Origin of the sequence: Streptomyces sp. NPDC096079 (assembly GCF_040303145.1) — a bacterium.
In the GTDB taxonomy this organism is placed as follows: Bacteria; Actinomycetota; Actinomycetes; order Streptomycetales; family Streptomycetaceae; genus Streptomyces.
Genome location: NZ_JBEOST010000002.1, coordinates 629,748 through 643,606 on the forward strand (window position 1 = coordinate 629,748; position 13,859 = coordinate 643,606).

General features: G+C 73.2%; 14 protein-coding genes. 6 read left to right on the plus strand and 8 right to left on the minus strand.

Translation table 11 applies throughout. From position 1 onward, the window contains the following. Positions 1 to 85 precede the first annotated feature (85 nt). From ABTY59_RS06800 to ABTY59_RS06815, 4 genes are all read left to right on the plus strand, one after another. Positions 86 to 1,405, plus strand: coding sequence for a glycosyltransferase family 4 protein (locus tag ABTY59_RS06800; protein WP_352017813.1), 1,320 nt, complete (start codon positions 86 to 88; stop codon positions 1,403 to 1,405). Positions 1,406 to 1,553: 148 nt separating this feature from the next. Further along, positions 1,554 to 2,288 (plus strand): class I SAM-dependent methyltransferase, encoded by a 735-nt coding sequence (locus tag ABTY59_RS06805; protein WP_352017814.1) that lies wholly within the window; start codon positions 1,554 to 1,556, stop codon positions 2,286 to 2,288. After that, entirely contained in the window at positions 2,285 to 3,370 is a 1,086-nt protein-coding gene (locus ABTY59_RS06810; RefSeq protein ID WP_352017815.1) for a glucosidase family protein, read from the plus strand. Before ABTY59_RS06805 ends, ABTY59_RS06810 begins: the two co-directional genes overlap by 4 nt. 96 nt (positions 3,371 to 3,466) lie before the next feature. Further along, complete coding sequence (locus ABTY59_RS06815; protein ID WP_352017816.1) at positions 3,467 to 4,273, plus strand: DUF2690 domain-containing protein; 807 nt, start codon at positions 3,467 to 3,469, stop codon at positions 4,271 to 4,273. Here the strand turns inward: ABTY59_RS06815 and ABTY59_RS06820 are convergent. The 5 genes from ABTY59_RS06820 to ABTY59_RS06840 all read right to left on the minus strand — a co-directional run bounded on the left by ABTY59_RS06820 (position 4,251) and on the right by ABTY59_RS06840 (position 7,677). Next, a complete protein-coding gene (locus ABTY59_RS06820) occupies positions 4,251 to 5,150 on the minus strand; it encodes a hypothetical protein (RefSeq protein WP_352017817.1) in 900 nt (299 codons plus the stop codon). The two genes, ABTY59_RS06815 and ABTY59_RS06820, sit on opposite strands and share 23 nt — an antisense overlap. Positions 5,151 to 5,235: 85 nt before the next feature. Next, entirely contained in the window at positions 5,236 to 5,688 is a 453-nt protein-coding gene (locus ABTY59_RS06825) for a hypothetical protein (RefSeq protein ID WP_352017818.1), read from the minus strand. A gap of 20 nt (positions 5,689 to 5,708) precedes the next feature. After that, positions 5,709 to 6,179, minus strand: coding sequence for a hypothetical protein (locus tag ABTY59_RS06830; RefSeq protein ID WP_352017819.1), 471 nt, complete (start codon positions 6,177 to 6,179; stop codon positions 5,709 to 5,711). 78 nt (positions 6,180 to 6,257) lie between these two features. Further along, a complete protein-coding gene (locus ABTY59_RS06835; protein WP_352017820.1) occupies positions 6,258 to 6,713 on the minus strand; it encodes a hypothetical protein in 456 nt (151 codons plus the stop codon). A gap of 115 nt (positions 6,714 to 6,828) precedes the next feature. Then, complete coding sequence (locus tag ABTY59_RS06840; protein WP_352017821.1) at positions 6,829 to 7,677, minus strand: helix-turn-helix domain-containing protein; 849 nt, start codon at positions 7,675 to 7,677, stop codon at positions 6,829 to 6,831. Positions 7,678 to 7,926: 249 nt separating this feature from the next. Here ABTY59_RS06840 and ABTY59_RS06845 point away from each other — a divergent pair, with 249 nt between their 5' ends. Beyond that, complete coding sequence (locus tag ABTY59_RS06845) at positions 7,927 to 8,469, plus strand: hypothetical protein (protein ID WP_352017822.1); 543 nt, start codon at positions 7,927 to 7,929, stop codon at positions 8,467 to 8,469. Positions 8,470 to 8,481: 12 nt separating this feature from the next. Here the strand turns inward: ABTY59_RS06845 and ABTY59_RS06850 are convergent, their stop codons facing one another. The 3 genes from ABTY59_RS06850 to ABTY59_RS06860 all read right to left on the minus strand — a co-directional run bounded on the left by ABTY59_RS06850 (position 8,482) and on the right by ABTY59_RS06860 (position 11,532). Then, entirely contained in the window at positions 8,482 to 9,492 is a 1,011-nt protein-coding gene (locus ABTY59_RS06850; protein ID WP_352017823.1) for an LLM class F420-dependent oxidoreductase, read from the minus strand. Between the two features lie 108 nt (positions 9,493 to 9,600). Beyond that, positions 9,601 to 10,455 carry a DUF5336 domain-containing protein gene (locus ABTY59_RS06855; protein ID WP_352017824.1) on the minus strand — a complete coding sequence of 285 codons (855 nt, stop codon included), beginning with the start codon at positions 10,453 to 10,455 and terminating at the stop codon, positions 9,601 to 9,603. Between the two features lie 165 nt (positions 10,456 to 10,620). After that, on the minus strand, positions 10,621 to 11,532 hold the full coding sequence (locus tag ABTY59_RS06860) for an N-acetylmuramoyl-L-alanine amidase (RefSeq protein WP_352017825.1): 912 nt from the start codon (positions 11,530 to 11,532) through the stop codon (positions 10,621 to 10,623). 416 nt (positions 11,533 to 11,948) lie between these two features. On the opposite strand from ABTY59_RS06860, the gene ABTY59_RS06865 reads away from it, so the two are divergent. Then, the gene (locus ABTY59_RS06865; protein WP_352017826.1) at positions 11,949 to 13,715 is read left to right on the plus strand and encodes a hypothetical protein; all 1,767 of its coding nucleotides are present in this window, start codon (positions 11,949 to 11,951) and stop codon (positions 13,713 to 13,715) included. The last annotated feature ends 144 nt before the right edge of the window (positions 13,716 to 13,859 follow it).

Consider the following 13,859-nt stretch of genomic DNA (forward strand, 5'->3'; position numbering starts at 1 on the left):
TCAAGAACGATCAAGTCTGTAACTTGTTCTAGATTAGCGCGAGCGGTTACGCTCCGGCGAAACGCACGCTCGAAGGGGGTCGCGCATGACCGCTGAGGCCATAGAGGCAAGCCCCCGACAGGGCGTCACCACCGCGGGTGACGGTCCGTTGCGGATCGCTCTCCTCACGTACAAGGGGAACCCGTTCTGCGGAGGCCAGGGCGTCTACGTCCGCCACCTCTCCCGTGAGCTCGCCCGCCTCGGCCACAGCGTCGAGGTCATCGGCTCCCAGCCGTACCCCACCCTCGACGAGGGGGTGCCGCTCACCGAGATAGCCAGCCTCGACCTCTACCGCTCCCCGGACCCCTTCCGGACGCCGAAGCGCGAGGAGTACCGGGACTGGATCGACGCCCTGGAAGTCGCCACCATGTGGACCGGGGGCTTCCCCGAGCCGCTCACCTTCTCGCTGCGGGCCCGGCGCATGCTCGCCGCCCGCCGCGGCGACTTCGACGTCGTCCACGACAACCAGACCCTCGGCTACGGGCTCCTCGGCGGCCCGCGCGCGATCGGCGCGCCGCTCGTCACCACGATCCACCACCCCATCACCGTCGACCGGCAGCTCGAACTCGACGCCGCCGCCGACTGGAAGCGCCGCGCCTCCGTCCGACGCTGGTACGCCTTCACCGGCATGCAGAAGAAGGTCGCCCGCCGGCTGCCGTCCGTCCTCACCGTCTCCGGCACCTCCCGCCAGGAGATCGTCGAGCACCTCGGCGTCCGCGAGGACCGCATCGAGGTCGTCCACATCGGCGCCGACACCGACCTGTGGTCCCCGGACGCTTCCGTCGCCGAGGTCCCCGGCCGGATCGTCACCACCTCCAGCGCCGACGTCCCGCTCAAGGGCCTCGTGCACCTGATCGAGGCGCTCGCCAAGCTCCGTACCGAGACCCCCGACGCGCACCTCGTCGTCGTCGGCAAGCGCGCCGAGGACGGGCCCGTCGCCGCCGCGATCGAGCGGTACGGACTCGAAGGCGCCGTCGACTTCGTCAAGGGCATCAGCGACGCCGAGCTCGTCGACCTCTACCGGTCCGCGCAGGTCGCCTGCGTGCCCTCCCTGTACGAGGGGTTCTCCCTGCCGGCCGCGGAGGGCATGGCGACGGGGACCGCGCTCGTCGCGACGACGGGCGGAGCGATCCCGGAGGTCGCCGGACCCGACGGGGAGACCTGCCTGGCGGTGCCGCCCGGCGACGCGGGGGCGCTGGCCGCCGCGCTCGGGCGGGTGCTGGGCGACGCGGAGCTGCGGGCGCGGCTCGGCGCCGCGGGCCGTGCCAGGGTCCTGGACCGGTTCACCTGGGCCCGCGCGGCCCAGGGCACCGCCGAGCTGTACCGCGAGGCGGTGGCCCGTCAGGGAGCCGGAGCCCGCCGGTGACGCCTCGCCCCGGCCGCCGGGTGCGGCCCGGTGGGCGACTCCTGCCCGCCCGCACCCAAGCCCTCGGCCTCGCTCGCGCAGGGGGGACCCCCGTCGCCCGGCGGAACGCCTGCCCGCAAGCCCCCGTCAACCCCGAAAGGCAGACCTCGTGCTGACCGTCGACTTCACTCGTTTCCCGCTCGCCCCCGGCGACCGCGTGCTCGACCTGGGCTGCGGTGCGGGCCGGCACGCCTTCGAGTGCTACCGGCGCGGAGCCCAGGTCGTGGCCCTCGACCAGAACGGCGAGGAGATCCGCGAGGTCGCCAAGTGGTTCGCGGCGATGAAGGAGGCCGGCGAGGCCCCCGCCGGCGCGACCGCCACCGCGATGGAGGGCGACGCGCTCAACCTGCCCTTCCCCGACGAGTCCTTCGACGTCGTCATCATCTCCGAGGTCATGGAGCACATCCCCGACGACAAGGGCGTGCTCGCCGAGATGGTCCGCGTCCTCAAGCCGGGCGGCCGGATCGCGATCACCGTGCCCCGGTACGGCCCCGAGAAGGTCTGCTGGGCGCTCTCCGACGCGTACCACGAGGTCGAGGGCGGCCACATCCGCATCTACAAGGCCGACGAGCTGCTCGCCAAGATCCGGCAGGCCGGCCTCAAGCCGTACGGCACCCACCACGCGCACGCGCTGCACTCGCCGTACTGGTGGCTGAAGTGCGCCTTCGGCGTCGACAACGACAAGGCGCTGCCCGTCCGCGCGTACCACAAGCTCCTGGTCTGGGACATCATGAAGAAGCCCGCCCTGACCCGGGTCGCCGAGCAGCTGCTCAACCCGGTCGTCGGCAAGAGCTTCGTCGCGTACGCCACCAAGCCGCACCTGCCCGTGGACGCGGCGAAGTGACCTCGCCCGAGCGGATCGCGGAGCACCTCGTCCTGCCGGGGGTGCTCACCGCCGAGCAGGCCGCCGAGACCGTCGCCGGGATACTCGCCGTGCAGCGCGAGGACGGCGCCATCCCCTGGTTCCGGGGCCACCACCTCGACCCCTGGGACCACACCGAGGCCGCCATGGCCCTGGACGCGGCCGGCGAGCACGAGGCCGCCGCCCGCGCCTACGCCTGGCTCGCCCGGCACCAGAACGGCGACGGCTCCTGGTACGCGGCCTACCACGACGGTGACCCCGAGCAGATCACCGACCGGAGCCGCGAGTCCAACTTCGTCGCGTACATCGCGGTCGGCGTCTGGCACCACTACCTCTCCACCGGCGACGACGCCTTCCTCGACCGGATGTGGCCCGTCGTGTACGCGGCCGTCGAGTTCGTCCTCGGGCTCCAGCGGCCCGGCGGCCAGATCGGCTGGAAGCGCGAGCCCGACGGCACACCGGTGGACGACGCGCTGCTGACCGGAAGCGCGTCGATCCACCAGGCGCTGCGCTGCGCCCTGGCCATCGCCGAGGTCCGCGAGGAGCCGCAGCCCGACTGGGAGCTGGCCGCCGGAGCCCTCGGCCACGCGATCCGCCGGCACCCCGAGCGCTTCCTCGACAAGTCCCGCTACTCGATGGACTGGTACTACCCGGTCCTCGGCGGCGCGGTCACGGGGGCCGACGCGAAGGCCCGGATCGAGGCCGACTGGGACCGCTTCGTGGTCCCCGGCCTCGGGGTGCGCTGCGTCGTCCCCAACCCCTGGGTCACCGGCGGCGAGAGCTGTGAACTCGCGCTCGCCCTCTGGGCGATGGGGGAGTCCGACCGGGCCCTGACGATCCTCCAGGACATCCAGCACCTCAGGGCCGGGAACGGCATGTACTGGACGGGGTACGTCTTCGAGGGCGACGCCGAGAGCGACAGGGCGGTGTGGCCCGAGGAGCAGACGGCCTGGACCGCCGGCTCCCTGCTGCTCGCGGTCGCGGCCCTCGGCGGCGAGGAGGCGACCGTGGCCGTCTTCGGCGGCGACCGCCTCCCGGCGGGCCTGGAGCCGGACTGCTGCTGACCACGTTTTCCCGCACTCTAGGATGTGCGCGTTCATGAGTGGCATGAGCATGCGCATGGTGCGGGAGAACAGAGTCAAGTGGACCGTCAAGGGTCTGTGAGCGGTAGATCCACGGCCGCGGCCGAGGAACTGGCGGGCGAACTGCTCGCCCTGAAGAAGGCGTCGGGGCTGAGCTTCGCCCAGCTCGGCGAGAAGACCCACTACGCGAAGTCGTCCTGGGAGCGGTGGGTCAACGGGAAGCAGTTCCCGCCCAGGGCCGCCGTGGAGAGCGTCGTCCGCCTCGGCGGGAAGGACCCGGCGGTCCTGCTCGCCCTCTGGGACCGGGCCGACGAGGAACGCGCGTCGGCGGAGGAGGAACGGGCGTCGGCGGACGAGGAGCCGGTGCCGGGGGACGAGGCGACCGGGGCCGTACCCGCGCGGCCCGGGCGGCGCCGGGCGCTGTGGATCTCGGCCGCGGCCGGACTCCTCGTCGCCGCGGGGGTCGCCGTCGCCGCCGTGACGCTCGCCGGCGAGGACCCGGCGCCCCCGCCCAAGGTCGCGGGCCCGGCGACGGGCTGCACCGGCGCCGGGTGCGAGGGCCGGGACCCGAAGAAGATGAACTGCGGCGCCGACGCGGTCACGGTACGCACCGGATCGATCCCCAAGGACCTGGTGATCGAGCTCCGGTACAGCAAGGCCTGCCAGGCGGCCTGGGGGCGCATCTCCTTCGCCCAGATCGGCGCCACGGTGGTCGTCAACAACTCCGACGGCGCCGCGCAGGCCGACGTCGTGCACTACGACAGGGACGTCTACACGCCGCTGATCGCGGCCCCGGACGACGGCTCGGTCTGGGTCTGCGCGGCCCTGCCGAAGGACGGGCCGCGCAGCTGCACCGGCCGCTTCATCCCGAGCGAGGAGCCGTAGCGGGAGCGGACAGGACCTCGCGGGACTCCCGCTCCTGGCGGGCCGAGAGGGTCTTCCAGTCCTTCTGGACCGAAGGGTTCCGGTCCAGCCAGCGCTGCTGGACGGCGGCGAGCCGGGTGTACGCGGTGTCGAGGTAACCCGTCTCCTCCTTGCAGCGCAGATCCGCCGCCAGCGCGGTGCTGCTCGCCCGCGCCTCGGCGGTGCCCACGGAGGCGAGGAGCTGTGCGGGACCGGGCGCGGGGAACCCCGCCCGGTCCATGCACGTCCGCCACCGCGCCGTCACGGCCTTGAACGCGGGATCCTTCTCCACGTCCGCACGGGCCTGCTCCTGCGCCTCGAAGAGCATGATCCGCACCTGGAGCCAGCGCATCCGGCCGTCGCCGAGGACCCGCGTCTCGGCCTCGGCGAGGCATCCCTCGCCCGGCCGGGACACCTGCATGCGGATGCCCTTGGCGGTGACCCGCTTGTTCTGCGCCCCGAAGAGCGCCTTGCCGTACGCCTCCGTGCTCTCCGGACTGCCCGGCTTCGGCGGGGTGTCGGGGGCGGGCGGGGCGGCCGCGGGGGCCTTCGTGGCCGATTCGAGGCCGAACGGCTGGGGCAGCTGGTCGCCGCCCTCCGTCTCCTCCGCCCCGGCGACGGGTGCGTAGCGGAAGCCCCGCTTCGCCATGCAGGCGATGGCGAACTGCCGCTGTGCCTCGTGGCCGCGGGTGTTCGGGGTGAACAGCAGCCCGGTGACCGGAGGACGCCGGTGCAGCTCGGCCGTGTCGATCCGGGTGGCGGAGGTGGTCCGGTGGTCCGGTTCCGGCACCGTGCCGCACCCGGAGAGCGTCGCCGCACCGACGGCGAGGCCGAGCGTGAGTCCGAGCGTCTTCCGCATCAGCGAGCTGCCTTTCGGGGGGTGGGAGGGGCCTGACGGGGCCCGGCGCACTCGCGCGCGGCCGGGCCCCGACGGCCTCGGTGGGTCAGAAGCAGGGGGTGGTGGTGGTCGGCTTCAGCTTCACGGAGCTGGCCGCGTCCCGCTGCCACGGCTGCAGCTGGCTGCCGCCGTCGACCTGGCTGCCGGGGTTGACGCAGAACAGCAGGCCGCCCCCGTAGTTGATGTCCTTGTAGTAGTGGCTCTCGTAGCCACCCGTGCTGGAGTTGCTCGCCGACCAGACCCGGTCGTTCACGACGTAGCCGGTGCCGGGAGCGCCGCCCTCGAAGGAGTCGTTCGTGAAGTCGGGGTCGCTGTTGAAGAACGAGTGCTTCGCCGTGCTGAAGTCGATCCAGAAGACGCAGTGGTAGCCCGCGTCGCAGTTGGTCCCCGCCGCGGCGGGCCCGGCGGTCGCGACGGCGCCCGCGACGAGCAGGGCGGTGGCGCCGGCCACGGACGCGATCCTCTTGCCGAGGCCGGGGGTCCGGTTCTTCGTGGTCATCTGTGAGCTGCCCTTCGGGTTCAGAAGCAGGGGATGGAGGTCGTGGAACGGACCCGCAGGGAGCTGGCCTCGTTGCGCTGGTACCTGCCGTTGCCCCAGTCGCCGTCGTCCGACAGCGACCAGAGGTCGACCGAGCTGCCGGGGTTCACGCAGAACACCAGACCGCCGCCGTAGTTGATGTCGTAGTAGTAGTGGCTCTCGTAGCCGCTGCTGCTGGAGTTGCTGGCCGCGGCGACGTAGTCGTTCACCGGCACGTCGGCCGGGGCGCCGACGAAGGTGTCGTTGGTGAAGTCGGAGTCGCTGCTGAAGTACGAGTGCTTGACGTTGTTCTCGATGGAGCTGATGAACACGCAGTGGTACCCGGAGGCGCAGTTGGGCCCCGCCGCGGCGGGCCCGGCGGTGGCGACGGCGCCGGCGACGAGCAGGGCGGTGACGCCGGCCACGGAGGCGATCCGCTTGCCGAGGCCGGTGTTTCGGTTCTTCTTGGTCATCCTGAGCTGCCTTTCGGATGCGGGGAGGAGGGGCCCGGCGCACCCCCGTGTCGCCGGGCCCCGGATCGCGCGGGTCGGTCAGAAGCAGGGGACGGAGGTCGTGGAGCGCACCCGCAGGGAGGTGGCCTCGCCGGCCAGACCGGATCCGTTGCCGTCGACGCCGTCGTCCTCCAGCTGCCAGTCGTCGACCGAGCTGCCGGGGTTGACGCAGAACAGCAGCCCGCCGCCGTAGTTGAGGTCCCGGTAGTAGTGGCTCTCGTAGCCGCTGTTGCTGGAGTTGCTCGCGGCGTGGACCTCGTCGTTCACGACGTTGCCGTAGACGTCGAAGTAGTCGTTCCGGAAGTCGCCGTCGCTGTTGAAGAACGCGTGCTTGTTGTTGTTCGCGATGGAGGCCGAGAAGACACAGTGGTAGCCGGACGGGCAGTTGGGGCCGGCCGCCGCCTGGCCCGCGGTCGCCACCCCGCCCGCGACGATCAGCGCCGTCGCGCCCAGGGCGGCGGCCGCCCGCTTACGGAACCCGGTGATGCTGCTCAACTTCTGAACCGCCTTCGTGTCGTGGGCGACCCGGCGGGTCGCGCGCGCAGAAAGACTGGCACCCGCCGCACGGCCCCGTATTGGACAAAAACGCACCCTCGTGGAGCGGCTCGCCTCACCCGGCCAGCCAGGCGCTCGTCCCGCTCCTCGCCGCCAGGAAACGGCCCGGCGGCAGGCCCGTCATCGCCGAGAACTCGCGGCTGAGATGGGCCTGGTCGTAGAACCCGCAGTCGGCCGCGACGCCGGCCGCTCCGGCGCCCGTGGCCAGCAGCCGGATCGCCCGGTTCAGCCGCAGGACGCGGGCCAGGCGCTTCGGGGTGAGACCGACCTGCTCGCGGAAGCGGTTCTCCAGGTGCCGCAGGCTCCAGCCGGTCCTGGCCGCCAGCTCCCCGATCGGCAGCGAACCGGCCGTGCGGTCGAGCAGCCGCCACGCCTCCAGGACGGCGGGGGACGGCTCGCGGGACGGTGCGGCACCGGCGGTCCAGCGCAGCAGGGCCTCGTCCAGCAGGGCGAACCGCTCCCGCCATCCCGGTGCCGCCTCCAGGGCCGCGCCGAGGTCACGGACCCGGTCGCCCAGGACGTCCGCCGGGTCCGTGACGGTGTCCGCGAGCTCCCCGAGGGAGGCGCCGAGGAGCCGGTACGCGGCCCAGGGGGCGAGGGTGAGCTCCACCCCGTGGAGGTCGCCCTGGTGGCCGAGGACCCTGGCCCGGGTGTGCAGACCGGACACCACCGAGGTGTGCGCGGCCGCCGAGCCGGCCGCCCCGCGACCCGTCCGGCCGAGCCGCATCTCGCTGCCGAACCCGATGAGCAGCGACACCCTCCCGGTCGGCACCACGAGCCGCTCCTGCGGCGTGCCCGCCGTCGACCGGAATCCGCGGTACGCGCCGATGCCCGGCCGGAGCCGGGCGTCGGGCCTCGCGTAGAACCACTGGCAGTTTCCCGCTGCGCAGACGCGGCGTCTCACCGTCACACCCTTCCGGGTCCGGAACCGTCCGGACCGACCTTCACGACCACTGTCTGATCGGGCCGGACGAGGGGCCAGAGGCATCGGCGTCCCAGGGACGCGGAGGGACGTCCCACGCCTCTGACCTGCGAGGACGCTGGCAGGGAGGGATGCGTGACGAGGCGCCGGCCACTCGTTCGGGGCCGCTCGGGTAGCCGCGCGGAGGCCGCCGGGCGAGGCTGGCGCCACAGCCATCAGGGAGGTCTCGTCTTGCCCAGAACCGTTTCGCGCGGAGTCGTGGCGCTGCTGTTGTCCTGCACGCTGCTCCTGACCACCGCCGCCTGCAACGACGACGACAAGACGAGCGCGAGCGCCGCCACCCCGACGGCCTCGACGAGCTTCGAGCAGCAGAAGCTGGCGAAGACGCGGTTCGTGGCGAACGCGGGTCTGGCCGCGGGCGCCACGTACCAGTGGATCGTGAAGCCGTACCGCGCGGGCAAGTTCAAGAAGGGCGTGGACGGCCGGACCCTCGCCCTGGTGAAGGCGGGCCTCGCGGGGGCGTTCACGTACAACCGGCTCAAGGCGGCGGTGAACAACGCCAAGGGCGACCCGCTGCTCTCCAAGGCCGTCGCCCCGCTCACCGCGGGGATCGAGTCGCTCAAGGAGCTGGGGACGAAGCTCCGCAAGGGCGAGGTGGGCGACGCGGACGTCGGCGCCTTCGAGGGCGTCATCAACAGCGTCAAGGAGGCGGGCAAGAGCGCCGGAGCCGAGGTCAAGGACCAGATCCCCAGCACCTCGCAGCTGGGCGGCTGAGCCAGGACCGTCCTAGGCGTTGAGCTCCGCCAGGAGGCGGAGCGTGGCGGGGTCCGGTGCCGTGACCAGCAGGTCCGTCACCGGGCCCCGCCGCCATCTCTCCAGCCGTTCGGCGATCCGCTCCCGGGGGCCGACGAGCGCGATCTCGTCCGCGAAGGCGTCCGGGACGGCCAGCACCGCCTCCTCGCGCCGGCCCGCCGCGAACAGCTCCTGGATGCGCCGGGCCTCCTTCTCGTACCCCATGCGTCCCATCAGGTCGGCGTGGAAGTTGCGGGCCGCGTGCCCCATGCCGCCGATGTAGAAGCCGAGCATCGCCTTGACCGGCAGCAGCCCGGCCGTCACGTCCTCGCAGAGCTGGGCCCGGACCATGGGAGCGACGAGGAAGCCCTCCGGGAGTGTCCCGGGGAGGGCGTAGACCTCGGCCCAGCGGTCCGGCGTCCAGTAGAGGGGCAGCCAGCCGTCGGCGATGGCGAGGGTCTGCGCGATGTTCTTCGGGCCCTCGGCGCCGAGCAGGACCGGGACGTCGGCGCGCAGCGGGTGCGTGATGGGCTTGAGCGCCTTGCCGAGGCCGGTGCCGTCCGGACCGGTGTACGGGTGGGAGTGGTGCCGTCCGTCGATCCGGACGGGGCCCTCGCGGCGCAGGACCTGGCGGACCACGTCCACGTACTCGCGGGTCGCGGTCAGCGGGGAGCGGGGGAAGGGGCGCCCGTACCAGCCCTCGACGACCTGCGGCCCGGACAGGCCGAGTCCGAGCATCATCCGCCCGCCGGAGAGGTGGTCGAGCGTGAGCGCGTGCATCGCCGTGGTGGTGGGGGCGCGGGCGGCCATCTGCGCGACGGCGGTGCCCAGCTTGATCCGGCTGGTGTGCGCGGCGATCCAGGTCAGCGCGGTGAAGGCGTCGGAGCCCCAGGCCTCGGCCGTCCACACGGAGTCGTAGCCGAGGCGTTCGGCCTCGCGGGCGAGGTCGAGGTGGGCGGGGGAGGGGCCGCGGCCCCAGTAGCCGAGGGCGAGCCCGAGTCGCATGCCCCACATCCCTTCTGACGCTCCGTCAGTTTCAATGCGAGGACTGTACGGCAACGGCCCCCCGCCCGGAAGGGATTCCGGGCGGGGGGCCGTCGGGTGGAGCGGGGATCAGCCCCGCTGGATGCCGGTGGTGTCCTGGAGGACACCGCGGCGGCCGTCCTGCGTCTGGGCCACCAGGGCCGGACCGCGCTGCTCGACCGCCAGGTACCAGGTACCCGGGGCCAGTTCGGCGATCGGCGCCTGCGAGCCGTCCTCCGCGTACAGCGGACGCGCGACCGGGACCGCGAACCAGAACGGTGCGAAGTCCGCGGCCGGCTGCGGGGCCGGAGCGGCGGCCTGCGGCTCGGGCTGGTGCGGGGCCTGCGGCTGCGGGGCGGCGGCCTGCGCGGCGAACGGCTGACCCGCGCCCTGCGACGGGTCCTGCGGTCCGCCGTACGGCGGGTGCTGCGCGCCCGGGTAGCCGTAGCCGCCGGGGACGCCCGGCTGGCCCTGACCCGGCTGCATGCCGTACGGCTGCGGGGTCTGCGGCTTGGGCGCGCCGACGAGCGGCGCCTTGAGGGCGGGGACCAGCGGGCCCGCGACGGCCGCGCCGGCCAGGGCCAGGGCGGCGATCAGGCCGAGCACCAGGCCCGCGCCGGCGTTCTCCGCCTCGAAGATCCACATGAGCAGGGTCCAGGCGGACGCGACGGTGAACGCGGTGCCGACCTGGCCGAGCTCCAGGCCGGCCACCTTGCGCTGCTCGGGCAGGGCGCGGGAGGCGACGACGAGGCCCGCGCCGGCGAGGCCGACGAAGAAGGAGCCCCAGCCGAGGTACGACAGCTCCCACGAGTTCGTGGTGGGGATCCGGTCGCAGATGTCGGCACCGGCGTCGCAGCCGGCGATGTCGAGGAACGAGGCGATGAACAGCAACACCGCTGCACCGATCAGCACGCCATCGCCTCGGGTGAGGGAGCGGATATTCACGTAAGAGTCCTTCGTCGGGGTCGTCGGTCGTCGCGTCGGTCGGCGCGCAGGTCGTGGCGCTCGGGGTCGTGGCGCTCAGGTCGTGGCGCTCGGGTCGTGGCGCTCGGGTTCGTGGCACGGGGGGCGGGGCCCCATCGTACGGAGCGAATCTATCGCTCGCCGGTTCTACCCCTTGAGGTAGGTGGCGATGCCGTCGGCCAGCCCCTGGGCGGCCTTCTGCCGCCAGGCCGACGACGTGAGCAGCCGGGCGTCGTTCGGGTCACGCATATTGCCGCATTCGACGAAGACCTTGGGCACGGTCGAGAGATTGAGGCCGCCGAGATCGTTCCGTACGTCCAAACCCGTACCGGAACCGATGTAGTTGGCGGGTGAGGTGCCGGTGGCGCGGGCGAACCGGTCCGCGATCCGCTCGCCGAGGGCGCGGGACGGACCGACGATCCGCGCGGTGTCGGCGGATCCCGCCCGCACCTTCGCGGGCAGGATCACGTGGAAGCCGCGGTGCCCGACGGCCGAGCCGTCCGCGTGGACGGAGACGACGGCGTCGGCGCGGGCCGCGTTGCCGATCCGGGCCCGCTCGTCGATGCAGGGACCCCAGGGGCGGTCGCCGTCGTGGGTGAGCACCACCTTGGCGCCGCGCGCGGTGAGCAGGTCCCGCAGCCGGTGCGTGACGTCGAGGGTGAAGGAGGCCTCGGTGTAACCCGCGTCGGTGGAGGTGCCGGTGGTGTCGCACTCCTTGCGGGTCGTCCCGATATTGACCTTCTTGTTGATTTCAGTGGAATGGCGGAAATTGCCGGAGTTGTGACCGGGGTCGATGACGACGGTCCTCCCGGCGAGCGAGCGGCTTCCCTGCGGCGGGACCGGCGAGGGGGTCGGCCGGGGCGCGGCGGAGGCGGAGATCGGCGGCCGGGACTGCGTCCCGCTCGCGCCCCGGGTCGCCAGGGACTCCGCGGCCTTTCCGTTCGGCGACGAGGCCTGTGAGGTCGCACACCCCGCGAGCACGGCGCAGCAGCCCGTGGCGGCGAGGGCGAGGGCGAGGGTACGGCGGGCGGTGGAGGTGTTCCGGTGGTCGTACGGCACCCCGCGACTTTAGGCCCTGCGCGGGGGTGAACGCCGCAGGGATACGTCGCAGGTTCGTCACCGCCTTCACGAAGCGGTGGACGCGTGTGAGCGAAGCGTGAAGGGTAAGGGAACAGGGCGACGGTGGGGTGTCACCGCGCATGGACCCACGAGGGGGAACCGTGGTGGGGGAAGAACCGAACGACGCACGCCCCGAGCCGGCCGGCAGACCTGCGGGCGACGGCGGCTTGGACCCGGGGGACCGGGCGGCGGCCGAGCCGCCGTCCGGACCGGTGGCGGGAGGCGCGTCGAGTGCGGCCGAGCCGCCGTGGGCGGCCCCGGCGCGGCCCGCCGCCGCACCGGGTGTGAGTCCGCCCACGGCACCGGGTGTGAGTCCGCCCACGGCACCGGGGGTGAGTCCGCCCGCGGCACCGGGTGTGAGTCCGCCCACGCTCGCCTTCGGCCCGCCGCCGGGCGCGGCGCCCTCGGGATCCACCCCGGCCGGTGCCGGGTCCGAACCCGCGGGTGCCGTCCCGGCCGGTGCCGGTGCCGGTTCCGGGCCCGCGACCGCGGCCGGGTGGGCCGGGTCCGGGACCGCGCCGCCGCCGCCGGGCGCCCCGCCCGGCTTCGGACCACCCCCGGGGTACGGACCGCCCGGCGGCTACGGCCCGCCGCCCGGTCAGGGCCCGCAGCCGCCCGCACAGCCCCCCGGCGACGCGAACCCGGCGCAGGCCGCCGCGATCGCCCTGCTCAACCTCTCGGGCCTCGGCCTCGGCTACGTCCTGCTGCGGAACTGGATCGGCGCCGCCCTCTGCTGGCTCGCCACCGCCGCCCTGCTCGTCGCCGCCCTCCCCGCCGACGTCGACGGCGTGCCCCTCGGCCTCCTCGTCGGCTACGGCGTCTTCCTGCTCGCCGTCGCCGCCGACGGCGCCCGCCGCGGGCTGCGGGCCACGCTCCGGATCGCCGCCTCCTTCCGCCGCCTCGCCCTGCCGCTCGCCCTCGTGCTGCTCGCCGTCCCCGCCGGCGGCTCCCTCGCGTACGGCGCGGCCCGCGACGAGGCGAAGGAGCAGGCCCTGCTCGAACAGCTCGCGGCGGCGGACGCGCTCGTGAAGTCCGCCGACGGGCTCGCCTTCGACAAGGCCGAGCCGATCTACCGCCAGGCGCTCTCCGCCTACGAGGACCTCGGCACCCGGTACGCCGGCTCGCGGGCCGGAAAGCTCGTCCCCGACCGCCTCGACGCGTACTACCGGACGGTCTCCGCCCCGTACGAGAAGAAGCGGTACTGCGAGGCCGTCCCCCCGCTCAAGCACCTGCGGGAGCTCCCCGGAACCGTCGACAAGGAGCTGCTCGGCTCGCGGCCCGCGAAGACCGACGAGCCGCTGGCCGAGTCGCTCTACGCGTGCGGCACGGCGGCGCTCGGCGTCCAGACCGCGGACCCGACGGCGAGCGAGACGCTCAACGAGCTCCTCGACACCTTCCCGAAGTCCACCCAGGCGACCCGCGTCGAACCGGCCGTCCGCGAGGCGATCAGGACCCGGACGGCCGCCCTGAGCGGCACGGAGCCCTGCGACGCCACGGCCCAGCTGCGCGCGCTGCGCTCCTCCCTCGACAACATGACGGACCCGTCCCTCGAACCGGCGGCGAAGGAGGCGGCGGACGCGGTCCGGAAGGGCGACTTCGCCTGCGGGACCGACCAGTTCAAGGACAAGGAGTTCAGCGCCGCCGCCACCACCATGACCGACTACGCGAAGGCCTACCCGAACAGTCCGCAGGCCGCCCACGCCCGCTCGATCGCCATCGCCGCCGAGATCGCCGAGGAGGAGCCCGCGGCCGGCAGGAGCCTGCCCCCGGCCGAGGTCCCCGGCGGCGGCCGGATGGTCATGGTGGTCAGCAACGACGGCCCCGGTGAGGTCGAGCTGCTCTACACGGGCCCGATGACCGGCAAGGTCACCATCAAGGCGTGCGGGACCTGCAAGAAGTACCAGACCCCGCTGCTCGTGAACTCCCCGAAGATCAAGGCCTGCTCGGGGCCGTCCTCGAAGTACCCGAAGGCGACCCTGCTGCTGCCCGCCGGCGACTACCACTTCCTCCAGAAGCGCGCGGCCACCGGCACCTCGACCGCCGGGGACACCAAGTCCAGCAAGACGAAGATCGAACCGGGCTACAGCTACACCAACTGCCTGTACGTCACCTCGCTGTTCTGATCCTCACCCCGCACCGCCGATGTTCGTCCCGACGGCCGTCACCTTTCCAGGGGGCGGCCGTTGGACTGTCGGTGATCTTGGACCACGCGAGATCGCCCGCCCCTTCGAGTCCTCAGGACGCACAGGACGCACAGGACGGAACAC

Bases quoted from the DNA above. Each gene is read 5' to 3' on its own strand.
- ABTY59_RS06850 (WP_352017823.1), bottom strand. From the start codon at position 9,492: ATGCGACTCGGGCTCGCCCTCGGCTACTGGGGCCGCGGCCCCTCCCCC.
- ABTY59_RS06825 (WP_352017818.1), bottom strand. From the start codon at position 5,688: ATGACCACGAAGAACCGGACCCCCGGCCTCGGCAAGAGGATCGCGTCC.
- ABTY59_RS06830 (WP_352017819.1), bottom strand. From the start codon at position 6,179: ATGACCAAGAAGAACCGAAACACCGGCCTCGGCAAGCGGATCGCCTCC.
- ABTY59_RS06800 (WP_352017813.1), top strand. From the start codon at position 86: ATGACCGCTGAGGCCATAGAGGCAAGCCCCCGACAGGGCGTCACCACC.
- ABTY59_RS06820 (WP_352017817.1), bottom strand. From the start codon at position 5,150: ATGCGGAAGACGCTCGGACTCACGCTCGGCCTCGCCGTCGGTGCGGCG.